The organism is Streptomyces sp. NBC_00414 (assembly GCF_036038375.1).
In the GTDB taxonomy this organism is placed as follows: domain Bacteria; phylum Actinomycetota; class Actinomycetes; order Streptomycetales; family Streptomycetaceae; genus Streptomyces.
Map to the genome: position 1 here is coordinate 4,385,468 of NZ_CP107935.1, position 23,963 is coordinate 4,409,430.

Below are 23,963 nucleotides of genomic sequence, written 5' to 3' on the forward strand. Positions count from 1 at the left end.
AGGAGTGACCATGTCCGAGGTCAAGATCGCCGCTGAGACCCGCACCGAGTTCGGCAAGGGTGCGGCGCGCCGCATCCGCCGTGAGAGCAAGGTCCCCGCCGTCGTGTACGGCCACGGTGGCGACCCGGTCCACATCACGCTGCCGGGCCACGAGCTCCAGCTCGCCCTGCGTACCGCCAACGTCCTGCTGACCCTGGACATCGAGGGCAAGACCCAGCTCGCCATCCCGAAGGCCGTCCAGCGCGACGCCATCAAGGGCTTCCTGGAGCACGTCGACCTGCTCCTCGTGAAGAGCGGCGAGAAGGTCAACGTCGAGGTCTACGTGCACACCGAGGGCGACCTGGCCCCGGGCGCCTTCCTCCTTGAGCACGTGCTCAGCACGCTGACGGTCGAGGCCGAGGCCACGCACATCCCCGAGTCGGTCACCGTCTCCATCGAGGGCCTGGAGGCCGGCGCCTCCATCCTCGCCAAGGACATCCCGCTGCCCGAGGGCACCACGCTGGCCATCGACGAGGACGCGGTCGTGCTGCAGGTCCTGGCCGCCCAGTCGGAGGAGCCCGCGGAGGACGCCGGCGAAGAGTCCGCCGAGGCCTGATCCCGCACCGCATCACGTGTTCCACCGGCCGCCGCTCCTTCGGGGGCGGCGGTCGGCGCGTATCCGCTGAACGCCGGTAAGCCAATACGCCAGTACAGCCGGTCGAGGACCCATGGGAGTGACGGACGTGACCACGGAACCAGGCGCCCCCTGGCTGATCGTAGGGCTCGGTAACCCCGGCCCCGACTACGCCATGAACCGCCACAACGTGGGCTTCATGGTGGCCGACCTCCTCGCGGGGCGGATCGGCGGCAAGTTCAAGCGGGCGGGCAAGGCGCAGGCCCAGGTGATCGAGGGGCGTATCGGCCCGCCCGGTCCGCTGAACCGCCGGGTGGTCCTGGTGAAGCCGATGTCGTACATGAACCTGTCGGGCGGTCCGGTGACGGCTCTGCGGGACTTCTTCAAGGTGCCGACGGCGAACATCGTGGCCGTGCACGACGAGCTGGACATCGACCACGGGGTGCTGCGGCTGAAGCTGGGCGGCGGCGACAACGGCCACAACGGCCTGAAGTCGATGACGAAGGCGATGGGCCCGGACTATCACCGGGTGCGGTTCGGGATCGGCCGCCCGCCGGGCCGTATGCAGGTCGCGGACTTCGTCCTGAAGGACTTCTCCTCGGCGGAGCGCAAGGAGCTGGACTACTTCGTGGACCGGGCCGCGGACGCGGTGGAGGCTCTGATCATCGAGGGCCTGGAGCGGGCGCAGTCGACGTACAACTCCTGACGGGCGGAAAGGTCCGCACAACACGGGACTTGTCCCCCGCCGGAGTTGACCGACCGCATGGCCATGGCCAAGGATCGCCGCCATGCCCGCCCACGCCCATTCCCGCGCCTCCCGCCCGAAAGCGGCCGCGGCGCTGCGGTTCGGGCAGCTCGCGGCGATGGGTACGGTCGCGGCGCTGATCCTGATCGCGGGCGTCTGGGCCTCCTGGGGAACCGCGCAGCACGTGATGCTCACCAAGGGCCGTGAGCGCGGCACGATGACGGTCACCAAGTGCGCGGAGGACCACTGCACGGGCCCGTACCGGCCGACGTCGGCGGGTTCCACCGCCCGGGACCGCGTCGTACTCGACAGCGAGGTGGCCGTGGAGAAGGGCCGCACGTACACGGTCGTGGTGAAGCCCGGCAGCGACGAGGTCGTCCGCGCGGGCACCGGTGGCCTGCTCTACGCCTGGGTGCCGCTGGGCGGCGCGCTGATGCTCGCCTCCGTGGTGGTGGCGGGCGGCCTGGGCAGGACCCGGCTGGGCTGGGTGCTCGGCGGCGCGGGCCTGACGCTGGTCACGGCCGCGTTCCTGGCGCTCTAGTACGCGGCCGTGGTACGGGGAAGGGGGCCGGGCGGTCGTACGACCGCCCGGCCCCCTTCCCCGTACCGCTTGCCGGTCAGCCGGTGTTGCGCAGGCCCGCCGCCACGCCGTTGACCGTCAGGAGCAGCGCGCGGGACAGCAGCGGGTCGGGCTCGGAGCCGGCCGCCGCGGCGTCGCGCTGCCGCTTGAGGAGAGCCACCTGGAGGTACGAGATCGGGTCCAGGTAGGCGTCGCGGACGGTGAAGGTCTGCTTGAGCACCGGGTGGGCGTCGAGGAGTTCGGCCTCACCGGTGATGCGCAGCACCTCGCGGACGGTCAGTTCGTGCTCGGCCTCGATGGTGGCGAAGACGTGCTGGAGCTCCTCGGGGACGAGGGTCTCGACGTAGTGGCGGGCGATCCTGAGATCGGTCTTGGCGAGCGTCATCTCGACGTTGGAGATGAAGTTGCGGAAGAAGTGCCACTGCTCGTGCATCTCGTCCAGGACGCTGTCGAGACCGGCCTCGCGCAGCGCCTTGAGGCCGGCGCCGACGCCGAACCAGCCGGGCACGATCTGCCGGGACTGGGTCCAGCCGAACACCCAAGGGATGGCACGCAGGCCGTCGAGCGAGACGCCCGAGCCGGGACGGCGGGAGGGCCGCGAGCCCAGGTGCAGGTCGGCGAGCTGGTCGACCGGCGTGGAGGCGAGGAAGTACGTCGGCAGGTCCGGGTCCTCGACCAGCCGGCGGTAGGCGGCCTCGGCGGCCTCCGAGACGACGTCCATGGCGGCGTCCCAGCGGGCGAGCGCCTCGTCGGACTGGCGGGGCGAGGTGTGCAGCGCGGACGCCTGGAGGGTGGCCGCGACGGTCAGTTCGAGGTTCTCCCGGGCCAGCGACGGCACGAGGTACTTGTCGGAGATGACCTCGCCCTGCTCGGTCACCTTGATCTCACCCTCCAGCGTGCCCCAGGGCTGGGCGAGAATGGCGTCGTGCGACGGGCCGCCACCACGCCCGACGGTGCCACCACGGCCGTGGAAGAGCCGCAGCCGCACGCCGTACCGGTGCGCGACGTCGCGCAGTCGCCGCTGCGCCCGGTGGATCTCCCACTGGCTCGTCGTGATGCCGCCGAACTTCGACGAGTCGGAGTACCCGAGCATGACCTCCTGGACATCGCCGCGCAGGGCCACGAGCCGCCGGTAGGACGGGTCGGACAGCATGTCCTCAAGGATGGTGTCGGCGGCCTTGAGCTCGTCGGTCGTCTCAAGGAGCGGCACGATGCCGATCTTCGCCCAGCCGGCGTGCAGGTCGAGGAGTCCGGCCTCGCGGGCCAGCACGGCGGCGGCGAACACGTCGTCGGCGCCCTGGCACATCGAGATGATGTACGACTCGATGACCTCGGGTCCGAAGACCTTGAGCGCCCTCTTGACGGTCTCGAAGACGCCGAGGGTCTTCGAACCGGCGGCGTCGAGCGGGGCCGGGGTCGGTCCGAGCGGCCGACGCGAGCGCAGTTCCTTCGCGAGCAGCTTGTGCCGGTACTCGCGCGGCATGTCCTCGTAGCGCCAGGACTCCTCGCCGAGCCGGTCGAAGAGCTGCCCGAGCGCGTGGTGGTGGGCGTCGGCGTGCTCGCGTACGTCCATGGTGGCGAGCTGGAGGCCGAAGGCGGCGAGCGTGCGGATCGTACGGTTCATGCGGCCGTCGGCGAAGAGGGCGCCGCGGTGCTCGCGCAGGGAGGTCTGGATGAGGGTGAGGTCCTGCAGCAGCTCGGCGGTGCCGAGGTAGTCGTGGCCGTCCTCGTGCGGGATGCCCTTGGCCAGGCGCTGCTTGGTGTTCTCCAGCTTCTGCCGGATGCAGGTGGCCTTGAGCCGGTAGGGCTCCTCGGCGTTGAGTCGCTTGTAGCGGGGACTGATCTCGGGCAGCCGCTCCAGATCGGTCTGCAGCGAGGAGAGCAGTTCCTCGGTGGCGCCGGTGTAACGGATGGAGTTCGACAGGAAGCCGCGCAGCTCGTCGATCAGTTCCAGCGCGTCGTTGATGCCGTGCTCGTGCTGGAGGATGAGGACGTCCCAGGTGACCTGCGGGGTCACGTTCGGGTTGCCGTCGCGGTCGCCGCCGATCCAGGTGCCGAAGGTGAGGGGACGGGTCTCCTCGGGCAGCTGGACGCCGACGCGCTCCAGTTCCGCGGTCAGATCCTCCAGGACGTCCCCGACGGCGCCGGCGTGCAGCTCGTCCAGGTAGTAGATGGCGTTGCGGGCCTCGTCGGCCGGTTCGGGGCGCACGACCCTGAGCTCGTCCGTCTGCCAGACCAGGTCGATGTTCTCGGCCAGACGGGTGTCGTAGCGGCGCCGGTCGGCTTCGATGACCGGGGTCTCCAGCAGGGCGGCGATGCGACGCAGCTTGTTGAGGACCGAGCGTCTGGCCGCCTCGGTGGGGTGCGCGGTGAAGACGGGACGGACGTTGAGGTTCTTCACGCTGGCGCGCAGGTGCTCGGGGTCGGCGTCCTTGAGCCGGTCGGCCGTACGGGCGAGGAGGCCGCCCTCGGCGGCGCGCCTGGCACGCAGTTCGCGGCCGCGGTGCACCTGCTCGGTGACGTTCGCCAGGTGGAAGTAGGTGGAGAAGGCGCGGACCAGCTTGGCCGCGGTCTCCAGTTCGGTGCCGCGCAGCAGTTCGGCGGCGGCTTCACCGTCCTCCCGGGTGAGGCGGCGAACCTTCTCGACCAGTTCGAGGAGCTCGGGTCCCTCTTGCCGTACGAGGGTCTCGCCCAGCAGATCGCCCAGGCGTCGGATGTCGGCGCGCAGCTCACTGCCGGTTGTCGTGTTCTGGTCGTCGGCACTGCTCACAGGTGCGGCTCCTTGCAGTGTTGAAGCTCGTCTGGAGGGGAACCCGTCGGCCCGAGGCGGCTAGTGCCGCATCAGCGGCTGGGCATCCGGGAATGAAACAGAGCGGACCGCGCTGTCCGACCGAGACCAAGGATAGGTGTCCATCCGGACGCACAGTCTCTCGGGCTCTTGCCCCACGGCGACGCGCTGCCATACTTACGACGCCGTAGGTTACGGAACCGTAAGCGCTGTTTCCGGCTACGCACAGACACGCTTACCGGCCACACCCACACTCCTCGACCCCCCAGGGGACGCCCCATGCCCACAAGTCCCGATGTGATCGACGACGCCCCGAAGGCGCGCGACAACGATCCCGCAGCCCCCTCCGCCACCGTCCCCTCAGCCACGCTGGGCGGCGAGAAGAAGCGCTCGATCGAGCAGATCACCCTCCTGCTCTTCATCACGGTCCCGTTCCTGGCCGTCCTCGGGGCGGTCCCGCTGGCCTGGGGCTGGGGTGTGAGCTGGCTGGACCTCGGCCTGCTGGTGTTCTTCTACTACCTGGGCTGCCACGGGATCACGATCGGATTCCACCGCTACTTCACGCACGGGGCCTTCAAGGCGAAGCGCCCGCTGCGTATCGCGCTCGCCATCGCCGGCTCCATGGCCGTCGAGGGGCCGCTGGTGCGCTGGGTGGCCGACCACCGCAAGCACCACAAGTTCTCCGACGCCGAGGGCGACCCCCATTCGCCGTGGCGCTTCGGCGAGACGGTCCCGGCCCTGATGAAGGGCCTGTGGTGGGCGCACATCGCCTGGATGTTCGACGAGGAGCAGACCCCGCAGGAGAAGTACGCACCGGACCTGATCAGGGACAACGCACTCCGCGCGATCTCCCGCCAGTTCCTCCTCTGGGCGGGCCTGTCCATCGCGCTCCCGGCGCTGATCGGCGGCCTGGTGACGATGTCCTGGTGGGGCGCGTTCACCGGCTTCTTCTGGGGATCGCTGGTCCGGGTGGCGCTGCTGCACCACGTGACCTGGTCGATCAACTCGATCTGCCACGCGGTGGGCAAGCGCCCCTTCAAGTCGCGTGACCGCTCGGGGAACGTCTGGTGGCTGGCCGTCCTCTCCTGCGGCGAGTCCTGGCACAACCTCCACCACGCGGACCCGACGTCGGCCCGGCACGGTGTGGAGCGCGGCCAGGTGGACTCCTCGGCCCGCCTGATCCGCTGGTTCGAGCGGTTCGGCTGGGCCTACGACGTGCGCTGGCCGTCACGCTCACGTATCGATTCCCGCCGTAACCCGGACGGGAAGGGCGCCCGACGCAAGGCGGAGACGGCCGAGGCGGCATGATTGACGGCGTGGCCGACTCCAGCACTCCCAGCAATGAAAAGCCGCGGCGCGCCCGCCGCACCCGGATGACCGGGGCGGAACGGCGGGCCCAGTTGCTGGAGATCGGCCGCACCCTCTTCGCCCAGAAGGGCTTCGAGGCGACGTCGGTGGAGGAGATCGCGGCGAAGGCCGGCGTCTCCAAGCCGGTCGTCTACGAGCACTTCGGCGGCAAGGAGGGCCTGTACGCGGTGGTGGTGGACCGCGAGATGCGCCGCCTCCTCGACGGCGTGACCAGCTCCCTCACCGCAGGCCACCCCCGCGAACTCTGCGAACAGGCGGCCTTCGCGCTCCTCGACTACATCGAGGAGTACACGGACGGCTTCCGCATCCTGGTCCGCGACTCCCCGATCCCCCAGTCGACGGGCAGCTTCGCGTCCCTGATCTCGGACATCGCCACGCAGGTGGAGGACATCCTGGGCCGCGAGTTCAAGCGCCGGGGCTTCGACCCCAAACTGGCCCCCCTCTACGCCCAGGCCCTGGTGGGCATGGTCGCCCTCACGGGCCAGTGGTGGCTGGACGTCCGCCGCCCCAAGAAGGCGGAGGTGGCCGCCCACCTGGTCAACCTGGCCTGGCACGGCCTGGACGGCCTGGAGGCGAAGCCTCGCCTGATAGGGCGCCGAAAGAGTTAATACATAGCCCACAAGATGAACCTTGTGGTACCAATGCACCCATGACTGAGATCGCGATCAGCGCCGCCCGTTCCCAGCTCGGTGACCTCGTCCGGCGCGCGGCCCACGGCCGCGAGACCATCGCCCTCACCGACCACGGTCACGTGGCGGCGCTACTCGTCTCGCCGCAGGTCATAGAGGACTTGGAGGACGCGCTCGCAGCCGCCGACTACCAGCGCCGCAAGGCGGAGGGGACGCTGGGAGAGGGCGTAAGCCACGAGGAAGTCGGGCGCATGCTGGGGCTGCGGCCATGAACTACCGAATCACCTGGGAACCGAGCGCCACGAACGCGGCCGTGCGGTTCCTCAAGGACGATCCCGCGGGGCTCGCCGCCGTCTACGAAGCCGTCGACACCCTCGCCAAGGAACCGCGCCCCACCGGCTCCACCGCCTACGGCCCGAACATCCGCCGCCTACGCGTCGGCGACTACCGCGTCCTCTACGTGCTCGACGAGGACGTGATCCGGATCCTCGTCACCCACCTGGGCCGGACGCCTTGAGGCGCCCTCCCTCAACGGCCGTGGTGTACGGGATCCACACACTCGGCCTGAAGGGAATATGAAGGTCCCGATGGAGACGGTCTGCCGTGTCTGCGGGCTGGACGACGGGGTGACACCCCTCTGGAACGAGTACGGCGTGCCGCAGTACGTCATCTGTGCCTGTTGTGCCACGGAGTCGGGGATCGGCGACGACAACCTGCCCCAGGTGCGGGAGATCCGCGGGTACTGGGTGGCGCGCGGCGCCGAGTGGGACGATCCGCGACTTAAGCCGAAGGACTGGGACCTGCTGAAACAGCTCGCCAACATTCCGCCCGAGTGGCGCTGACGCACGACAGAGCTGTGGCGGGCCCGCGTCACCGCACACGGGCCCGCCACGGAAGCGGCCGGGTACGCCCTCGTGTGTCTCAGAAGGTCGGTAGCGGCTCCAAGAACTCCAGCCGGTTGCCCACCGGGTCCTCCGAGTAGAAACGACGGTGTCCGGGAAGCAGGTCGTCCCAGCCGACCGGTGCGCCCAAGGCGGCGAGCCGGTCCGCGTACGCCTCGATGCCCGTCACCCGCAGCCCTGGATGGGCCTTCCTCGCAGGACGGAAGTCCGCCTCGATCCCCAGATGCAGCTGAACCGCCCCGGCCCGGAACCAGCAGCCCCCGCGCGCGGCGAGCGCGGGCGGCTTGGGGATCTCCGTCATCCCGAGGACGCCGACGTAGTAGTCGCGCAGGACCGCCTCGGCCCCCGGCGGCGCGGCGAGCTGCACATGATCCACAGCGGTCAGCACCGGCTCAGCCGACCTTCCTCGCCACCACGAACAGCCGCCGGAACGGCAGAACCGTGCCGTACGGGGCCGTCGGATAAGCGTCCCGGAGCAGGTCCCGGTACTCGGCGGTGAAGGCGTCCCTGGCGTCCGGGTCGTCGGCGAGAGCCGTGAGAGCCGGCCGCATCCCGGTCCCCTTGGACCAGTCGAGAACGGCGTCCTCGCCCTGCAGAAGCTGCATGTAGGTCGTCTCCCACACATCCACCTCGCACCCGAGCCGCGCCAGCCGGTCCAGATAGACGAGCGGGTCGTGCACCGAGTCCGCGCCCCGGAGAACTCCGGCCAGCCGCCCCTTCCACCGCGGGGAGGCGGCGAGTTCGCGCATCAGGGTGTGCAGGGGCGCGTCGATGTTGTTCGGCACTTGGAAGGCGAAGGTGCCGCCCGGTGCCAGCGCGTCGAGCCACGGCCCGAACGCCTCCAGATGCCCCGGCACCCACTGCAGCGCGGCGTTCGAGACGATCAGGTCGTACGTCTCCGCCGGCGCCCACTCCGTGAGGTCCGCGTGGCCGAAGTCCAGGCGACCGCCACCGGCTGTCGGCCCCGCATGCTCCTCGGCCCGGGCCAGCATCTCCGGGGAGTTGTCGAACCCGGTGACGTACGCGGCAGGCCAGCGCTCGGCGAGCTGGGTGGTGACATTGCCGGGGCCGCAGCCCAGGTCGGCGATACGGGCCGGTTCGCCGGGCAGGGCGGGGACGCGGCCGAGCAGCTCCGCGAAGGGACGGGCGCGGTGCCCGGCGTGACGCAGGTACTGCCCCGGATCCCAGGTGGGAGTGGTGGTGGCGGACATCGGGAGCCTCCTAGGAGTCAGGACGAGCCGACCTCCACCCTCACATCCCCACTATCTCGCCGTCAAGATACTTGACATCAAGAGACTTCACATCGACACAACCACTACACTGATCGCCATGGAGGACGAGGTCGATCGGTTGGTCGCAGCATGGCGCCGGGAGCGCCCCGACCTCGACGTGGAACCGCTCGAAGTGCTCAGCCGCGTGAGCAGGCTCGCCCGGCATCTGGACCGCGCGCGGCGGATCGCGTTCGCCGAGCACGCCCTGGAGCCCTGGGAGTTCGACGTGCTCACCTCGCTGAGGCGGGCGGGAGCCCCGTACCAGCTCTCCCCCGGGCAGTTGCTCACCCAGACCCTCGTCACCTCGGGCACGATGACGAACCGTATCGACCGGCTCGCGAAGAAGGACCTGGTCGAGCGCCTCCCGGACCCCAGCGACCGCCGGGGCGTACTCGTCCGGCTCACCGAGGAGGGCCGCGACCGCGCCGACCAGGCACTCGCCGGACTCCTCGACCAGGAGCGGGCGATCCTCGCGGAACTCAGCCGGGCCCAGCGCGGTGAACTGGCCGGGCTGCTACGCCAGCTGACCGCCCCGTTCGACAACATCCCCGGCTAGGTCCACCGGACCGACCCCGGCCCGGCGGGCGAGCGCCACGGCCGCGAGGGTCGAGTGCACGCCCAGCTTCCCCAGCACGTTCTGCATATGGGTGCGGACGGTGTGCGGGGAGAGGAACAGCCGCTCGGCGACGGCCTTCCGCCCCAGCCCGGCCACCATGCAGCGCAGCACCTCGCGCTCGCGCGGCGTCAACGACTCCACCAGCCGCTCGCTCTCGGTGCGGTGCTTGCGGGCGGCGGTCAGCTCACGCAGGACGCCGGTGAGCAGAGCCGGCGGCAGATGCGTCTCGTCCCGCAGCACACCCCGGATGACCGTCAGCAGCCGGGACAACGAGCAGTCCTTGGCCACCCAGCCCGAGGCGCCCGCCTGCAGGGCGAGAGCCGCACGACGCGGATCGTCCTTCTCGGCGAGCACGACGGTACGGACACTGGGCTGGCCCGAACGGACGCCGGCCACCAGCGAGATGCCGTCGACCAGGCCTTCTTCGTTGTTGTCGTGCACGGGCACGGCCGGGCGGACACCCGGCACGTTGCCGCCGAGGTCGGCGTCGACGAGCAGCACGTCGAACCTCCGGCCTTCCGCGACCGCCCGTTCGAGGCAGCGCAGCGCGGCCGGGCCACTGCCCGCCGCGGATACGTCGACGTCGGGCTCGGCAGCCAGGGCGGCAGCGAGCGACTCGGCGAAGATACGGTGGTCGTCGACGACCAGAACACGGATGCGAACCACTGAAACCCCCACTGGTCGGGGGACGGACCGGCGCAGGTACGGCGCCCGAGGTGATCCCGGGCCTCCTGTCGGCCCGGAAAACGGGGTGCCGCAATCGCACGGCCGCCGCCGTGCTGGAACTGCTACCCCCACTTCGGGCGTCGTACCCGACTGTCTCGCCCCCTGATCAGCACCGGCCCCCACCGGTGCTGCTCATCAGAGTAAGGCCGTGCGGCAGGAGCGGAAGGTGATTTGCAGAACTGATTGGCCGACGCGTTTATGGTGAGCCGTATGTTTCGTATTGAGACAGAAGTCGACAAAGAGCGTAGCCAATTTCTACGGTCTCGGCTGCGGGAGGCCAATGTCGCGGCCTCACCGATGCTGCGCTCTCTGCGCGGAACGCCTGGTGAACGGGAAGTTCCGCTCCATGTCTGGGCATTGGAGGCGGACGGCTCGGTCGTGGGCGGGCTGGTCGGGCACACCTGGGCGACATGGCTGCATGTCGCCTATCTCTGGGTCGACGAGCGGTGTCGCGGGGGCGGACTCGGATCGCATCTGCTGTCCCGGGCGGAACATCTGGCTCGTACGTCCCGCGGGTGCCGCAGTTCCCGGCTGGAGACGTGGGACTTCCAGGCTCCCGGCTTCTACCTGAAGCAGGGGTACGAGGTGGTGTGCGTGATCCCCGACTACCCCCCGGGCATCACGGAGTACACCCTGACCAAGCACCTGCCCTGACGGACCTTTTCTCGCCCCCGCCGCCCCTACCCTCCCCCAGTCTCGGCTTCGCTCGACCGGGGGGACCCCATCGTCACTGCATGGGGGCAGCGCCCCCTCGCCCCCCTGTCGCGCTGCGCGCTCGTCCTCAAACGCCGGACGGGCTGGAGAGTCCGCGGCCGAGCCTCGATCTCCCAGCCCGCCCGGGGCATCTTCAGCCCGTCCGGCGTTCGAGGACCGGGGGTTCGGGGGCAGCGCCCCCGAGTACGTGACGATGGGGGAGGGTAGGGGCGGTGGGGCAAAAAAGGCCTGTCAGGCCACCCGGCGGGCGCCCTCCGACGGCACCGCCGGGAACACCCGCGGCGCGGTGTACCCCGCAGCAACGAACGCTTCCTCCACAGCCTTCGTGACCGTGTCGACGTCCGCCGCCTCGACCAGCACGACCGCCGATCCGCCGAAACCGCCGCCCGTCATACGGGCCCCCAGCGCACCGGCCTGGTTCGCCGTCGCGACGACGAGGTCCAGCTCCGCGCAGGAGATGCGGAGGTCGTCGCGGAGAGAAGCGTGGCCGGCCGTCAGGATGGGGCCGATCCCCCGGATGTCGCCCGCGTCGAGCAGGGCGATGACCTCCTCGACCCGGTGGTCGTCCGACACCACATGGCGTACGTAGCGACGCACCCGCTCGTCCGAGAGGCGGGCCAGCGCCGCGTCCAGGTCCTCGTACGCCAGGTCGCGCAGGAACGGGACGCCCAGCTGCCGCGCACCCTCCTCGCAGCCCTCCCGCCGCTCCGCGTACGCCCCGTCGCCCAGCGCGTGCTTGACGCGGCTGTCGACGACCAGGAGTTGCAGGCCCTGGGCCGGGAGGTCGAAGGGGACCTGCCGGATAGACAGGTCGCGGCAGTCGAGGTGGAGGGCGTGGCCCTCCGTGCAGCAGGCGGACGCCGTCTGGTCCATGACCCCGCAGGGCACGCCCACGAAGTCGTTCTCCGCGCGCTGGGAGACGCGGGCCAGCTCGGGCCCGGTGAGGCCGAGTTCGTACAGGTCGTTCAAGGCCAGGGCCGTCACCACTTCGAGCGCCGCCGACGAGGACAGACCCGCGCCCGTCGGGACCGTCGAGGCGAGGTGGATGTCCGCGCCCGTGATGGCGTGCCCTGCCGTGCGCAGGACCCAGACGACACCCGCGGGGTAGGCCGCCCAGCTGGTGTTCGTCAGCGGGGCGAGGTCGTCGACGTGCAGTTCTACGACCGGGCCCTCGATGTCGGCCGAGTGCAGGCGCAGTACTCCGTCGTCGCGGCGCGAGACCGCCGCCACCGCCGTGTGCGGCAGCGCGAGCGGCATGACGAAGCCCTCGTTGAAGTCGGTGTACTCACCGATCAGGTTGACCCGGCCGGGCGCCGCCCAGATCCCCTCGGGAGCGGTCCCGTACAGCTTCTCGAAGCCGCCGCGGACCTGCTGAACCGCTACCTGTGCCCCCACTAGTGCCCCTCCGCCTTCACATCGTTCCGCTGTGCGAACTCCCACGCGTCCGCGACGATTCCCGCGAGATCCGCGCGGGACGGGTTCCAGCCGAGCCGTTCGCGGGCCGTGGCGGCCGAGGCGACGAGGATCGCCGGGTCGCCCGCCCGGCGCGGGGCCGCGACCTCGGGGATCGGGTGTCCGGTCACCTCGCGGACGGTCTCGATCACCTCGCGGACCGAGAAGCCGTTGCCGTTGCCGAGGTTGCAGATCAGGTGCTCGCCGGGCTGCGCGGCGGCGACGGCCAGCAGATGCGCCTCCGCGAGGTCGGCCACATGGATGTAATCGCGGACGCAGGTGCCGTCCGGCGTCGGGTAGTCGTCGCCGTAGACCGAGATGGCGTCGCGGCGGCCCTGGGCGACCTGGAGGACGAGCGGGATGAGGTGCGACTCGGGGTCGTGCCGCTCACCGCTGCTGCCGTACGCGCCGGCCACGTTGAAGTAGCGCAGCGATACGGCGGCCAGCCCGTGCGCGGCGGCCTCGCCCGTGATCATGTGGTCGACGGCCAGCTTCGAGGCACCGTACGGGTTCGTGGGGGACGTCGGCGCGGACTCGGTGATCGGGGTCGTCTCCGGCTCGCCGTACGTCGCCGCGGTGGAGGAGAAGACCAGCTTGCGGACGCCCGCCTCGCGCATCGCGGCGAGCAGGGCCATCGTGCCGCCGACGTTGTTGTCCCAGTACTTCTCGGGCTTCACGACCGACTCGCCGACCTGCGAGAACGCGGCGAAGTGCAGCACGGCGTCGAAGGAGGGGTCCAGCCACTTCGCGGCGTCGCGGATGTCGCCCTCGATGAAGGCGGCCCCGGCCGGGACACCCTCGCGGAAGCCGGTGGAGAGGTTGTCGAGGACGGTCACCTCGTGGCCCGCCTCCAGCAGGTGCTGCGCGACCACGCTTCCCACATAGCCCGCACCGCCGGTGACCAGGTACTTCCCACTCATGAACTCGCTACCTCTCGCAGTCGCTGGGCCGCGGTCTCCGGCGGCACGTCGTTGATGAACACGTTCATGCCGGACTCGGAACCCGCGAGGAACTTCAGCTTGCCGGAAGTGCGGCGGATGGTGAAAAGCTCAAGGTGGAGCGCGAAGTCCTCACGCACCACTCCGTCGAACTCCTCCAGCGTGCCGAACGGCGCCTGGTGCCAGGCCGAGATGTACGGCGTCGGAGGCTCACCTTCGCCGAAGATCCGGTCGAAGCGCCTCAACAGTTCCAGATAGACCTTGGGGAACTCTGTGCGGGCACCCTCGTCCAGGCCCAGCAGGTCGGGCACGCGGCGGCGCGGGTACAGGTGCACCTCGTACGGCCAGTGCGCCGAGAACGGCACGAAGGCCACCCAGTGCTCGGTCTCCAGGACGACCCGCTCGTCGGCGAGCTCGCGCTCCAGCACGGCGTCGAAGAGGTTCTCCCCGCCGGTCGCCTCCTTGTGCGCCGCCAGCGAGCGGAGCATCAGAGCCGTCCGGGGGGTAGTGAAGGGGTACGCGTAGATCTGCCCGTGCGGGTGTCCGAGGGTCACACCGATCTCGGCGCCGCGGTTCTCGAAACAGAACACCTGCTCCACGGCGGGGAGATGGGACAGCTCCGCCGTGCGGTCGGTCCACGCCTCCAGGACGAGACCCGCCTGCTCCTCGGTCAGGTCGGCGAAGGACGCGTCGTGGTTCGAGGTGAAGCAGACGACCTCGCACCGCCCGGAGTCCCCGGCCAGCGACGGGAAGCGGTTCTCGAACACCGCGACGTCGTACGAGGAGTCGGGGATCTCGCTCAGCCGGTCGCCCTCGGAGGGGCACAGCGGACATTCGTCGGCCGGCGGGTGGTAGATGCGGCCCTGTCGGTGCGAGGCGATGGCCACCGCGTCACCGAGCAGCGGGTCCCGCCGTACCTCCGAAGTGGTGACCGTCCGGTCCAGCGGGCGCCGGTCCACCGCGTCGCGCACCGTGTCGTCGCGCGAGTCGTAGTAGATGAGCTCACGACCGTCGGCCAGCCGGGTCGAGGTCTTCTTCACGCCGGACTCCCCATCACTACCCGATCAAGGCAACAAATCAAGGCAACAAACAGAACCAAACACATCAAACCACAAATCCCCACGTCCGTCACCACCACAACCAAACAAAGAACACCAAAACTGAAGTGAGTGCCGCATGCAGACCCCCACATACCTGGCCGCGGAGCTGCGGCTCCCCACCAACTGGCTCGACTACACGATCCTGGCGATCTACTTCGTCGTCGTGCTCGGCATCGGCTTCGCCGCCCGGCGCTCGGTGAAGACCAGCCTCGACTTCTTCCTGTCCGGGCGTTCACTGCCCGCCTGGGTGACCGGGCTGGCCTTCGTCGCCGCCAACCTCGGCGCGACCGAGATCCTGGGCATGGCCGCGAACAGCGCCCAGTACGGCGTCTACACCGTGCACTGGTACTGGATCGGCGCGATCCCCGCCATGGTCTTCCTGGGCCTGGTGATGATGCCCTTCTACTACGGCTCGAAGGTCAGGTCCGTACCCGAGTTCCTGCTGCTGCGCTTCGACCGGGGCGCGCATCTGCTCAGTTCCGTGCTGTTCGCCTTCGCGGCGGTCCTCATCGCGGGCGTGAACCTCTACGCGCTCGCCATCGTCGTCGAGGCGCTGCTCGGCTGGCCGGAGTGGGTGTCGATCGTCGTCGCGGGCGCCTTCGTGCTCGCGTACATCACCCTCGGCGGTCTGTCGTCGGCGATCTACAACGAGGTGCTGCAGTTCTTCGTCATCCTCGCCGCGCTCATCCCGCTCACGCTGCTGGGCCTGAAGAAGGTCGGCGGCTGGGACGGTCTGACCGACTCCCTCACGGCGAGCCACGGCAGCGACTTCACCACCGCGTGGGGCGGCACCGGCATCGGCAGCGACAACCCGCTCGGCGCCAACTGGCTGACCATCGTCCTGGGCCTCGGCTTCGTGCTCTCCTTCGGCTACTGGACGACGAACTTCGCCGAGGTGCAGCGCGCCCTGTCCGCGAAGAACCTGTCGGCGGCCCAGCGCACCCCGCTCATCGCCGCGTTCCCGAAGATCTTCATCGTCTTCCTGGTGATGATCCCCGGCCTCGTCGCGGCCGTGCTCGTACCGAAGATCGGGACCTCCGCCTCCGACCTCCAGTACAACGACGCGATCCCGTACCTGATGGAGGACCTGCTCCCCAACGGAGTCCTCGGCATCGCGGTGACGGGCCTGCTGGCGGCCTTCATGGCGGGCATGGCGGCCAACATCTCGTCCTTCAACACCGTCTTCACCAACGACATCTGGGGCAAGTACGTGAAGCGGGACGAGGAGGACGCGTACTACGTGCGCTTCGGCCGTCTCATCACGGTGGTCGGCGTGGTGGCGTCGATCGGCACGGCGTTCCTGGCGTCGTCCTTCTCGAACATCATGAGTTACCTCCAGACGCTGTTCTCCTTCTTCAACGTGCCGATGTTCGTCGTCTTCATCGTCGGCATGTTCTGGAAGCGGGCGTCCATGAAGTCCGGGTTCTGGGGGCTGCTCGCGGGCACCACGGCCGCGATGGTCAACTACTTCGTCCTCTACAAGCAGGACATCATCGGCATCCCCTCCGACCAGGGCGCCAACTTCGTCTCCGCGATCGCCGGGTTCGTGGCCGGCGCGGTCGTCATGTTCGCGGTCTCCCTCTTCACCGCCCCGAAGCCGGCGGAGGAGCTGCGGGGGCTGGTGTACGGAACCAGCTCCCCCGGCATGGAGGAACCGGCCGGCGCGGGCGACGACGCCTGGTACCGCAGCCCCGCCCTGCTCGGCTGGGGTGCCATCGTCCTGGCCGCCGCCTGCTACATCCCGTTCTCGTTCTGACCACTGGAGGATCGACAGCCATGAGCGAGCACTCCGAGCGGGACCTCCAGCGCGAGGTCACCGAACTGCAGGGCAAGTCGGCCACCGCGGCCAGGCTCTTCGACATCCGCCGCATCATCGGCGGTCTCTTCGTGGTCTACGGGATCATCGTGACGATCGCCGGGATCACCGCGTCCGACGCCGACATCGACAAGGCGGAGGGCGTCAACATCAACCTCTGGACGGGCCTGGGCATGCTGGCCCTCGGCCTGTTCTTCCTGGCCTGGCTGCGGCTGCGGCCGGTGGCACCGCCGACCACGGCCGACGACGCGACCGAGTAGCCGGCCGGCCCGGGAGCCCGGGCCCTGGGCCCTGTCGTCGAATCCCCGCGTGCCGGGCGACTCCTGGCACGCACTCCGGGCGGACGTCGGCAATTTGGCGACAGGCCCTAGGCCTCCTGCCCCCCGCCCGGTACCGAGTGCTGCGACACCGGGCCCGCGCGGTCCAGGAGGCCCGTACGGGCCGCCAGGGCGGCCGCCTCAAGGCGGGAGCCCACGCCCAGCTTCATCAGGACCCGCTGCACATGCGTGCGGGCGGTGCTCGGCGCTATGCCCATGCCGGCCGCGATGAGCCGGGTGTCCTCGCCGTCGGCCACCCGCACCAGCACCTCGACCTCGCGGGGCGTCAGCATCTGGAGCAGCCGCTGCCCCTCGTCGTCGGGCTGCGCGGCCGGATTGAGAAGCTCGCTGAAGGCTCCCTGGAGGAGCTGCGGCGCCACCGCCGCCTCTCCCGCACGGGCCTTCATGATGGCGCGTTCGACACCCTCTATCCGCTCGTCGTGCCGTACGTATCCCGAGGCGCCGGCGGCGAACGCGGCGGCGATACCGCGCGGGTTGGGCACCGGTCCGAGGACCAGCACCGCGACCTGCGGCCGCTCCCGCTTGATCTTCACCACCGGGTCGAAGATGCCCGGTTCGGCAGGCGTGGCCGTACCGATCAGGCACACCTCCGGCGCCCTTGTGATCACCAGCTCCGCCGCTCCCGCGGCGGGTGCGGCCGCGGCCAGCACGCGGTGTCCGCGCAGTTTCAAGGCCGAGGCGAGCGCCTCGGCGAGCAGTCGGTGGTCGTCGACCACCATGAGCCGCACTCCCATCGAGCCCAACCCCCCAGTCCCCCCAGGTTCCCTACTGGTACCCCATGGATAGGAGCCCCCCGGCTCTCCATCCCCCGGAAGCTACACGCTTGTTCGACGTTGCGCTCCCCCCAGTGAAGAGAAGTGCCCCGGAATGCCTACATTCATCTCTTTCGCGGAACGGCGCATGGGAGACAACCTCCCTGGGCCAATACACGGGTATACACCCGGAGTTTCCATTGATCATGGGTCTCCGTCGAGCACGGCGGGGCAACTTGCCACACTCCGCAGCGAACACGCCTGACCCGGATCGCCGTTTGACCACCCTGTATCGACCTTGGACCATTTCCCGTTGTTCGCCGACAGCATCGCCGACGCCCCTGCCACCCGGGAAGCGGGCGGCAGGGGCGTTCTGTCGACACAGGGGCGTTCTGTTGACTTCAAGGGTCTTGAAGTGGTCTTCACGGGTGCCGCGTGGACCACCGGGTCGTGGGCCGTCGGGCACCGGCCCGTGGGCTATTCGGCGCCGAATCCGATCGCCACGTAGTCCTTCTCGTCCTTGGAGTACGGCGCGCTGACCAGATCCTCGGCCATGAAGAGCCGACCGCCGGTGTAGAGCATCTCCGAGGTCTTGGGCACCATGCCGCTGATCGCGCTGCGGACCTGGTCGGTGGCCGGGGTCTCCAGGAGCTTGGTCTCCTTGAAGGACTTGCCGTCGATGGAGACGACCTGGGAACCCTTGTCGTAGGGGCCGCTCTTGTACGCGAGGACGTTGGTGCCGTCCATCCGGATCGGGAAGATCTCGTAGCCCTCGCCGGCGTCGGCCCGGTCGCTCGTGGACTTGCCCGTGGCCAGCGAGAAGGACACGATCTCGTTGACCCGGCTGTACTGCTCTGCACCCTCGTGCTGCTTGGTCGGCACGTACAGCTTGTCGTTGCCGACCGCGATCGACTTGCAGTTGTGGACCTTGTTCACACCGCAGTCGTGCTCGTACTTGCCGTCCTCCAGCGTGATCTTCGCGCGCAGCTTGCCGCTGTCGTCCAGCGAGAAGACGTCGGTCGCGCCGGACGCGGTGATCTCGCCGGAGTCCACGCCGAAGACGACCGGCTTGGTGGAGATGACCTTGGCGTTGTCGATGCCGGAGGGGAGCTTGTAGCTCCACTTGACGGTGCCCGACTTCGGGTCGAGCAGCTGGACCTCGTACTTCTCGTTGCCGTAGTCACCGCACTTGCGGACCGCGACCAGCTGCTCGCCGCCCGCGTAACCGACGTCCTCGCACGTGCCGACCTTCGGCTGCCACAGGACCTTGCCGTCGGCGATGTCGAAGGCGGCACCGCCGTCGAGGCCGGAGCCCGCCGCGACCGTGGTGCCGGTGATGCTGACCTCCTTGAACTTGGCCTTCTCACCGCCGCCCGGAGCCACGGACTTCGTCCAGAGCGCCTTGCCGGTGTTCACGTCGAAGGCCGTGACCTCGGTGCACTGCGGGTACGGGTCGGCCTTGGTGCGCTTGGCGGCCTCCGCGACCACCACGGCGACGCCGTCCTTGGTGACCTCGGGCGAACCGGCACAGGTCAGGCCCGTCAACGGCAGGGACCAGGACTCCTTGCCGGTGTCCGGGTCGTGGCCGACGATCTCGCGGACGCCCGCCTTGGCGTACACCTTGTCCGTCAGCCAGGAACCCTCCACGCTCCAGACGTCCTTCTTGGGGACCTCGGGCGCGGGCAGCTGGAAGAGGAGCTTCGCGCCGGTGCTCGACGGCACCTTCTCCGAGCCGCCGCCACCACCCGCGTCGTCGCCGCTGCCGTCGTCCTTGCCGCCGTCGGTGCCGCCGGGGCCCGCGGAGGTGTCCTTGTCGTCGTCCTTGCCGGACGAGCTCGCGTACCAGACACCGCCGCCGACGATCAGCGCGATCGCCACCACGGCCGCGACGATGATCGCCGCCTGGGCGCCGAACTTCCTGCCACCCTGCGGGACCTGCGGCTGCATCGGCAGGGTGCCCGGCTGCGGATAGCCGTACTGGGGCTGCTGCCCCGGGTAGCCGTAGCCCTGCGGCGGCTGCTGGCCCGGATACCCGTAGCCGGGCACGGTCGGCGGCTGCGGGGCGCCCTGGGGGGCGCCGGGGGCCTGCGGGTAGCCGTACGGCTGCTGCGGCGGTCCCTGCGGCGCGGCGGGCGGGCCGGCCGGGGGCGGGGTCTGGGGTGCCTGCGGGTAGCCGTAGCCCGGCTGCGGGGGCCCGGCGGGCGGACCGGCCGGCGGCGGTGTGGGCGGGCCGAACCCGCCCGGAGGCGGGTCCTGCGGGGCGCCGAAACCGCCACCCTGGGGCGGCTGGTTCGGCGGCGGGGGCGGGGGCGGCTGGCTCATGGCGTGAGTACCTCGGATGCGAAGGGGACGAGGATCGGGCGTACGCACACAAGACGGACGTACGCGGGGCGGGCACGGGGGCCGGGAGCAAAACCGGCCGGGTGGAGGGCTGGGAGGAGGAGCGGAGCCGGCCCGGTCACTTGCCGTAGGCCAGCATCAGCTTCTCCTTCGACTCGTCGTTGCCGGTCAGCCGGGTGGTGGAGAGGTAGAAGCGCCCGTCCACCCAGTCGACGGCCTTCGAGAAGAAACCGTTCTCCACGTCCGCCGCGCCCTGCGGGTTCTGCAGCAGCGTCTTCGGCGTGTGCGAACCGCCGCCGGTCGGGATCGAGACGATCCGCCCGCCCGCGTCGTACGAGGGCCCCACGTACGCGACGAGGTCCGTGCCGTCGGTCTTCAGCGGCACCATCGAGTCGTCCGCCGGGGACTTGACGCGCCACTTCTCCTTGCCGCTCTCCAGGCTGATCGCGACGATCTCGTTGGCGCCGCTCTTCGCCTCGGTCGGCAGGTAGAGGGTGTTGGCGTCGGCCGCCACGCCCTCGCAGCCCTGGAGGTCACGCGAGAGGATCGCCCAGCCGCACTCCGGCGCGAACGACTCGTCGACGTCGACCTGCGAACGGGCCGTGCCGTCGTTCTTCAGCGCGGTGACGTTCCACTGCTTCTTGTCCGCGTTGGTGAGGTAGAGGACGACGGGATCGACGGAGTACGCGCGCTCGACGCGCCAGCCCTTGGGGATCTTCCTGGTCCACTTGGCCTTGCCGGTCGACGGGTCGAGCTCCTGCACCTCGTCGTGCTCGTCGTCGCCGCCCGCACCGCAGGAGGACACGGAGAGCAGCTTGGCGCCGCCGGCGAACGCCGACGGGAAGCAGGCGCTGCCGTACTTCTTCTTGTCGAAGAGCTTCTCGCCGCTGCCGGTGTCGTAGCCGACGCCGGACATGGAGCGGCCGACCAGCAGCGTGTCCCCGGAGATGTTCAGGCTGAGGGTGAGGGAGCTGTCGAACAGGTCACCCTTCGGGATCTCCTTCGTCCAGCCCTTCTTGCCGGTGGCGAGGTCGATCTCCACGACCTGATTGCACTCGGCGGTGTCCTTGGTGCCTTCCTTGTACGCCACGAAGACCTTGTCGTCGGACGTCTTCTGGCCGGAAGCGGCACAGATCGGCTGCGGGAAAGTGATCGCGGGCCAGCTGACCTTGCCGTCGCCCACGTTGTAGCCGAGGACCTGCTTGTACGCGGCCTTCACGGCGACCTTGTCCGTGATCCACATGCCGGGGGCGTCGGCGCCGGAACCGGGCGCGTCGGGCGCCTCCTTGTACCAGAGCACCTTCGACTCGCCGGCCTGGCGGCCCTCGTTGAGGTCCTCGGAGCCGTCGTTGCCGTCACCGTTGCCGTCGCCGGGGTTGACCGGCGCGTCGGATCCCGAGGGCTTGGCGTCCTGGCTCTTGTCCGCGACGGGCTTCTTCTTGCCACCGTCGTCGTCACCGCTGGTGAGGGCGAACACGGTGCCGCCGACGACGAGCACGGCCGCCAGCGCCGCCCCGATGATCACGAGGGGCTTCCCCTTGAAGGGACCGCCCGAGCCGCCGCCGGGCGGAGTGCCGGGCCCGCCCGGGAACTGCGGCTGCGCCGGGTAGCCGTAGCCGGGCTGCTGACCGTAGGGCCCCGGCTGCTGCTGACCGTAGGGACCGGGCTGCGCGTACGGACCCGGCTGCTGCGGGTAGCCGTACGGCCCCGGCTGCTGCGGCTGCCCGTACGGGCCGGGCTGCTGCGGGTAGCCGTAACCGGGCGCGGGCGGCGGCGGGGTTCCCGGCGCGCCCTGCGGCGGAGGCGGTGTCTGCGGAGCGCCCTGCGGGGGCGGCGGGGCCGCCGGCGGCTGGGCGGGCGGTGGCGGAGTGGCTCCTCGCGGGTCCTGCGGAGGTCCGAAGCCGCCCTGCGGCGGCTGGTCCTGCGGCGCTCCGAACCCGCCCTGCTGCGACGGCTTTTCAGGCGGCTGAGTCATCAGCGCGTTCCCCCTCTTCACTGATTTTTAGCCATGCCCTGCAGTACGCACCGCAGCAGGCGATGCACTCACAGTGGTTGTCATGCGGCCTGAGAGTGTTCCCAGAAGCCTCTTTGTATCACCCTGGAGTGCTCGAACACCGGGCCGGTTCTCCCCTGTTTCCAAGGGAGGACCGGCCCGTGATGCCCCCGTTACGCTCCTTCACGCGCTCTTCACGCGTCTTCTGCGAGCTCCAGCCAGCGCATTTCCAACTCCTCGCGCTCGGTGGCCAGTTCACGCAGGTCGCCGTCCAGTTTCGCCACTTTCCCGAAGTCCGTGGCGTTATCGGCGATTTGGGTGTGGAGCTTCTTCTCCTTCTCGGAGATCTTGTCCAGCTGGCGCTCGATCTTCTGGAGTTCCTTCTTCGCGGCGCGGTCCTCCTTGGCGGACGCGGCGGCCGGGGAGGCGCCCCTGTCCGCGGCGGGAACCGCGGCCGCGGCGGCCTCCTCCATCTTGTGGCGCCGCTCCAGGTACTCGTCGATTCCGCGCGGCAGCATCCGCAGGGTCGCGTCGCCGAGAAGCGCGAACACCCGGTCGGTCGTGCGCTCGATGAAGAACCGGTCGTGGGAGATCACGATCATGGAGCCCGGCCAGCCGTCGAGGAGGTCCTCCAGCTGGGTGAGGGTCTCGATGTCGAGATCGTTCGTCGGCTCGTCGAGGAAGAGGACGTTCGGCTCGTCCATCAGGAGCCGCAGGATCTGCAGCCGCCGCCGCTCACCACCGGACAGGTCGCCGACGGGCGTCCACTGCTTCTCCTTGTTGAACCCGAAGGTCTCGCAGAGCTGGCCCGCGGTCATCTCACGGCCCTTGCCGAGGTCGACCCGGTCGCGGACCGCCTGGACGGCCTGCAGCACCCGCAGTGTCGGGTCGAGTTCGGCGACCTCCTGGGAGAGGTAGGCGAGCTTGACGGTCCGGCCGGTGACGACCCGGCCCGCGGCGGGCTGCGTCTCACCCTCGGAGCGGGCGGCCTCCGCCATGGCCCGCAGGAGGGAGGTCTTGCCCGCGCCGTTCACACCGACCAGGCCGATCCGGTCGCCCGGACCGAGCTGCCAGGTCAGGTGCTTGAGGAGCACCTTCGGCCCGGCCTGCACGGTGACGTCCTCCAGGTCGAAGACCGTCTTGCCCAGCCGGGACGAGGCGAACTTCATCAGCTCGCTGCTGTCCCGGGGCGGCGGCACGTCCGCGATCAGCTCGTTGGCGGCCTCGACACGGAACCGCGGCTTGGACGTACGGGCCGGGGCGCCGCGTCGCAGCCAGGCCAGCTCCTTGCGGACCAGGTTCTGCCGCTTGACCTCCTCGGTGGCGGCGATGCGCTCCCGCTCGGCGCGCGCGAAGACGTAGTCGGTGTAGCCGCCCTCGTAGTCGTAGACGGCACCCTTCTGCACGTCCCACATGCGGGTGCAGACCTGGTCGAGGAACCACCGGTCGTGGGTGACGCAGACGAGCGCGGACCGGCGCTCGCGCAGATGCCGGGCGAGCCAGGCGATGCCTTCCACGTCCAGGTGGTTGGTGGGCTCGTCGAGGACGATCAGGTCCTGCTCCTCGATGAGCAGCTTGGCGAGCGCGATGCGCCGCCGCTCGCCGCCGGAGAGCGGTCCGATCACGGTGTCGAGGCCCTGCGGGAAGCCGGGCAGGTCGAGCCCGCCGAACAGGCCCGTCAGTACGTCCCTGATCTTGGCGTTGCCCGCCCACTCGTGGTCGGCCATGTCCCGGATGACCTCGTGCCGGACGGTGGCCGCGGGGTCCAGGGAGTCGTGCTGGGTGAGCACGCCGACGTTCAGCCCGCCCGAGTGCGTGACGCGCCCGGTGTCGGCCTCTTCGAGTTTCGCGAGCATCCGGATGAGCGTGGTCTTGCCGTCACCGTTGCGGCCGACCACCCCGATCCGGTCCCCTTCGGACACACCGAGGGAGACTCCGTCGAGCAGCGCACGGGTTCCGTACACCTTGCTGACCTGCTCGACATTGACCAGATTGACGGCCATTGCACTCCTGACAAGGGGGATCGGTCGACCTTCCAGGGTAGTCGCCCGGAAGAGTGATCCTTCCGCACGCCCGGACAGGAACAGCGGCACAGCTTTTCGCCCCGAGGGGCGCGGGGAACGGCGCAGTCCTTCGCCCTTCAGGGGCGCGGGGAACGGCGCAGTCTTTCGTCTTCGAGGGGCGCGGGGAACGGCGCAGTCCTTCGCCCTTCAGGGGCGCGGGGAACGGCGCAGTCCTTTAGGGGCGCGGGGAACGGCGCAGTCTTTCGTCTTCAGGGGCGC

General features: G+C 69.8%; 23 protein-coding genes. 12 read left to right on the top strand and 11 right to left on the bottom strand.

Annotated features, from left to right (window positions below):
* The first annotated feature begins 10 nt into the window (after positions 1 to 10).
* From OHS59_RS18775 to OHS59_RS18785, 3 genes are all read left to right on the top strand, one after another.
* Complete coding sequence (locus OHS59_RS18775; protein WP_328494560.1) at positions 11 to 595, top strand: 50S ribosomal protein L25/general stress protein Ctc; 585 nt, start codon at positions 11 to 13, stop codon at positions 593 to 595.
* A 112-nt stretch (positions 596 to 707) separates the two neighbouring features.
* Positions 708 to 1,319: an aminoacyl-tRNA hydrolase gene (pth, locus tag OHS59_RS18780; RefSeq protein ID WP_328494561.1), complete on the top strand. Its 612-nt coding sequence runs from the start codon at positions 708 to 710 to the stop codon at positions 1,317 to 1,319.
* A gap of 82 nt (positions 1,320 to 1,401) precedes the next feature.
* Positions 1,402 to 1,899, top strand: coding sequence for a hypothetical protein (locus tag OHS59_RS18785; protein WP_328494562.1), 498 nt, complete (start codon positions 1,402 to 1,404; stop codon positions 1,897 to 1,899).
* Positions 1,900 to 1,975: 76 nt separating this feature from the next.
* On the opposite strand, the gene ppc is transcribed toward OHS59_RS18785, so the two are convergent.
* Positions 1,976 to 4,708, bottom strand: a complete 2,733-nt coding sequence (ppc, locus tag OHS59_RS18790; RefSeq protein ID WP_328494563.1) for a phosphoenolpyruvate carboxylase — start codon at positions 4,706 to 4,708, stop codon at positions 1,976 to 1,978.
* Positions 4,709 to 5,005: 297 nt separating this feature from the next.
* Between ppc and OHS59_RS18795 the strand changes: the two genes are divergently transcribed.
* The 5 genes from OHS59_RS18795 to OHS59_RS18815 are packed head-to-tail and all read left to right on the top strand — an operon-like array spanning position 5,006 to position 7,565.
* Positions 5,006 to 6,034 (top strand): acyl-CoA desaturase, encoded by a 1,029-nt coding sequence (locus tag OHS59_RS18795; protein ID WP_328494564.1) that lies wholly within the window; start codon positions 5,006 to 5,008, stop codon positions 6,032 to 6,034.
* The gene (locus OHS59_RS18800; protein WP_055617961.1) at positions 6,031 to 6,702 is read left to right on the top strand and encodes a TetR/AcrR family transcriptional regulator; all 672 of its coding nucleotides are present in this window, start codon (positions 6,031 to 6,033) and stop codon (positions 6,700 to 6,702) included. The genes OHS59_RS18795 and OHS59_RS18800 overlap by 4 nt, the downstream gene beginning before the upstream one ends.
* A gap of 41 nt (positions 6,703 to 6,743) precedes the next feature.
* Complete coding sequence (locus OHS59_RS18805) at positions 6,744 to 6,995, top strand: type II toxin-antitoxin system Phd/YefM family antitoxin (protein WP_107015610.1); 252 nt, start codon at positions 6,744 to 6,746, stop codon at positions 6,993 to 6,995.
* On the top strand, positions 6,992 to 7,240 hold the full coding sequence (locus OHS59_RS18810; RefSeq protein WP_328494565.1) for a type II toxin-antitoxin system RelE family toxin: 249 nt from the start codon (positions 6,992 to 6,994) through the stop codon (positions 7,238 to 7,240). Before OHS59_RS18805 ends, OHS59_RS18810 begins: the two co-directional genes overlap by 4 nt.
* A gap of 58 nt (positions 7,241 to 7,298) precedes the next feature.
* Complete coding sequence (locus tag OHS59_RS18815) at positions 7,299 to 7,565, top strand: hypothetical protein (RefSeq protein ID WP_328494566.1); 267 nt, start codon at positions 7,299 to 7,301, stop codon at positions 7,563 to 7,565.
* 79 nt (positions 7,566 to 7,644) lie between these two features.
* On the opposite strand, the gene OHS59_RS18820 is transcribed toward OHS59_RS18815, so the two are convergent.
* Positions 7,645 to 8,013 carry a glyoxalase gene (locus tag OHS59_RS18820; RefSeq protein WP_328494567.1) on the bottom strand — a complete coding sequence of 123 codons (369 nt, stop codon included), beginning with the start codon at positions 8,011 to 8,013 and terminating at the stop codon, positions 7,645 to 7,647.
* A gap of 4 nt (positions 8,014 to 8,017) precedes the next feature.
* Positions 8,018 to 8,836 carry a trans-aconitate 2-methyltransferase gene (locus OHS59_RS18825; protein WP_328494568.1) on the bottom strand — a complete coding sequence of 273 codons (819 nt, stop codon included), beginning with the start codon at positions 8,834 to 8,836 and terminating at the stop codon, positions 8,018 to 8,020.
* Between the two features lie 118 nt (positions 8,837 to 8,954).
* Between OHS59_RS18825 and OHS59_RS18830 the strand changes: the two genes are divergently transcribed.
* Complete coding sequence (locus tag OHS59_RS18830) at positions 8,955 to 9,452, top strand: MarR family winged helix-turn-helix transcriptional regulator (protein WP_328494569.1); 498 nt, start codon at positions 8,955 to 8,957, stop codon at positions 9,450 to 9,452.
* On the opposite strand, the gene OHS59_RS18835 is transcribed toward OHS59_RS18830, so the two are convergent.
* A complete protein-coding gene (locus OHS59_RS18835; RefSeq protein ID WP_328494570.1) occupies positions 9,411 to 10,178 on the bottom strand; it encodes a response regulator transcription factor in 768 nt (255 codons plus the stop codon). The genes OHS59_RS18830 and OHS59_RS18835 overlap by 42 nt on opposite strands.
* Before the next feature lie 258 nt (positions 10,179 to 10,436).
* On the opposite strand from OHS59_RS18835, the gene OHS59_RS18840 reads away from it, so the two are divergent.
* Positions 10,437 to 10,892: a GNAT family N-acetyltransferase gene (locus OHS59_RS18840; protein WP_328499268.1), complete on the top strand. Its 456-nt coding sequence runs from the start codon at positions 10,437 to 10,439 to the stop codon at positions 10,890 to 10,892.
* Between the two features lie 291 nt (positions 10,893 to 11,183).
* On the opposite strand, the gene galK is transcribed toward OHS59_RS18840, so the two are convergent.
* From galK to galT, 3 genes are read right to left on the bottom strand one after another with little or no spacing between them, the layout of a single operon-like run.
* Entirely contained in the window at positions 11,184 to 12,347 is a 1,164-nt protein-coding gene (gene galK / locus OHS59_RS18845) for a galactokinase (RefSeq protein WP_328494571.1), read from the bottom strand.
* The gene (gene galE, locus OHS59_RS18850; protein WP_328494572.1) at positions 12,347 to 13,324 is read right to left on the bottom strand and encodes a UDP-glucose 4-epimerase GalE; all 978 of its coding nucleotides are present in this window, start codon (positions 13,322 to 13,324) and stop codon (positions 12,347 to 12,349) included. The genes galK and galE overlap by 1 nt, the downstream gene beginning before the upstream one ends.
* A complete protein-coding gene (gene galT, locus OHS59_RS18855; RefSeq protein WP_328494573.1) occupies positions 13,321 to 14,382 on the bottom strand; it encodes a galactose-1-phosphate uridylyltransferase in 1,062 nt (353 codons plus the stop codon). The genes galE and galT overlap by 4 nt, the downstream gene beginning before the upstream one ends.
* Before the next feature lie 136 nt (positions 14,383 to 14,518).
* Between galT and OHS59_RS18860 the strand changes: the two genes are divergently transcribed.
* Both OHS59_RS18860 and OHS59_RS18865 read left to right on the top strand, forming a co-directional pair.
* Positions 14,519 to 16,198 (top strand): sodium:solute symporter family protein, encoded by a 1,680-nt coding sequence (locus tag OHS59_RS18860; protein WP_328494574.1) that lies wholly within the window; start codon positions 14,519 to 14,521, stop codon positions 16,196 to 16,198.
* 20 nt (positions 16,199 to 16,218) lie between these two features.
* Positions 16,219 to 16,518: a hypothetical protein gene (locus tag OHS59_RS18865; RefSeq protein ID WP_328494575.1), complete on the top strand. Its 300-nt coding sequence runs from the start codon at positions 16,219 to 16,221 to the stop codon at positions 16,516 to 16,518.
* Positions 16,519 to 16,625: 107 nt separating this feature from the next.
* Here OHS59_RS18865 and OHS59_RS18870 read toward each other — a convergent pair whose 3' ends face one another.
* From OHS59_RS18870 to OHS59_RS18885, 4 genes are all read right to left on the bottom strand, one after another.
* Complete coding sequence (locus OHS59_RS18870) at positions 16,626 to 17,330, bottom strand: helix-turn-helix transcriptional regulator (protein ID WP_328494576.1); 705 nt, start codon at positions 17,328 to 17,330, stop codon at positions 16,626 to 16,628.
* A gap of 495 nt (positions 17,331 to 17,825) precedes the next feature.
* The gene (locus tag OHS59_RS18875) at positions 17,826 to 19,670 is read right to left on the bottom strand and encodes an outer membrane protein assembly factor BamB family protein (RefSeq protein WP_328494577.1); all 1,845 of its coding nucleotides are present in this window, start codon (positions 19,668 to 19,670) and stop codon (positions 17,826 to 17,828) included.
* Between the two features lie 136 nt (positions 19,671 to 19,806).
* The gene (locus OHS59_RS18880; RefSeq protein WP_328494578.1) at positions 19,807 to 21,663 is read right to left on the bottom strand and encodes an outer membrane protein assembly factor BamB family protein; all 1,857 of its coding nucleotides are present in this window, start codon (positions 21,661 to 21,663) and stop codon (positions 19,807 to 19,809) included.
* Positions 21,664 to 21,875: 212 nt separating this feature from the next.
* Positions 21,876 to 23,684 (bottom strand): ABC-F family ATP-binding cassette domain-containing protein, encoded by a 1,809-nt coding sequence (locus OHS59_RS18885; RefSeq protein WP_328494579.1) that lies wholly within the window; start codon positions 23,682 to 23,684, stop codon positions 21,876 to 21,878.
* Positions 23,685 to 23,963: the final 279 nt, after the last annotated feature.

Bases quoted from the DNA above. Each gene is read 5' to 3' on its own strand.
- OHS59_RS18775 (WP_328494560.1), top strand. From the start codon at position 11: ATGTCCGAGGTCAAGATCGCCGCTGAGACCCGCACCGAGTTCGGCAAG.
- pth (WP_328494561.1), top strand. From the start codon at position 708: ATGGGAGTGACGGACGTGACCACGGAACCAGGCGCCCCCTGGCTGATC.
- OHS59_RS18785 (WP_328494562.1), top strand. From the start codon at position 1,402: ATGCCCGCCCACGCCCATTCCCGCGCCTCCCGCCCGAAAGCGGCCGCG.
- OHS59_RS18795 (WP_328494564.1), top strand. From the start codon at position 5,006: ATGCCCACAAGTCCCGATGTGATCGACGACGCCCCGAAGGCGCGCGAC.
- OHS59_RS18800 (WP_055617961.1), top strand. From the start codon at position 6,031: ATGATTGACGGCGTGGCCGACTCCAGCACTCCCAGCAATGAAAAGCCG.
- OHS59_RS18805 (WP_107015610.1), top strand. From the start codon at position 6,744: ATGACTGAGATCGCGATCAGCGCCGCCCGTTCCCAGCTCGGTGACCTC.
- OHS59_RS18810 (WP_328494565.1), top strand. From the start codon at position 6,992: ATGAACTACCGAATCACCTGGGAACCGAGCGCCACGAACGCGGCCGTG.
- OHS59_RS18815 (WP_328494566.1), top strand. From the start codon at position 7,299: ATGAAGGTCCCGATGGAGACGGTCTGCCGTGTCTGCGGGCTGGACGAC.
- OHS59_RS18825 (WP_328494568.1), bottom strand. From the start codon at position 8,836: ATGTCCGCCACCACCACTCCCACCTGGGATCCGGGGCAGTACCTGCGT.
- OHS59_RS18830 (WP_328494569.1), top strand. From the start codon at position 8,955: ATGGAGGACGAGGTCGATCGGTTGGTCGCAGCATGGCGCCGGGAGCGC.
- OHS59_RS18840 (WP_328499268.1), top strand. From the start codon at position 10,437: ATGGTGAGCCGTATGTTTCGTATTGAGACAGAAGTCGACAAAGAGCGT.
- galE (WP_328494572.1), bottom strand. From the start codon at position 13,324: ATGAGTGGGAAGTACCTGGTCACCGGCGGTGCGGGCTATGTGGGAAGC.
- OHS59_RS18860 (WP_328494574.1), top strand. From the start codon at position 14,519: ATGCAGACCCCCACATACCTGGCCGCGGAGCTGCGGCTCCCCACCAAC.
- OHS59_RS18865 (WP_328494575.1), top strand. From the start codon at position 16,219: ATGAGCGAGCACTCCGAGCGGGACCTCCAGCGCGAGGTCACCGAACTG.
- OHS59_RS18870 (WP_328494576.1), bottom strand. From the start codon at position 17,330: ATGGGAGTGCGGCTCATGGTGGTCGACGACCACCGACTGCTCGCCGAG.
- OHS59_RS18875 (WP_328494577.1), bottom strand. From the start codon at position 19,670: ATGAGCCAGCCGCCCCCGCCCCCGCCGCCGAACCAGCCGCCCCAGGGT.
- OHS59_RS18880 (WP_328494578.1), bottom strand. From the start codon at position 21,663: ATGACTCAGCCGCCTGAAAAGCCGTCGCAGCAGGGCGGGTTCGGAGCG.
- OHS59_RS18885 (WP_328494579.1), bottom strand. From the start codon at position 23,684: ATGGCCGTCAATCTGGTCAATGTCGAGCAGGTCAGCAAGGTGTACGGA.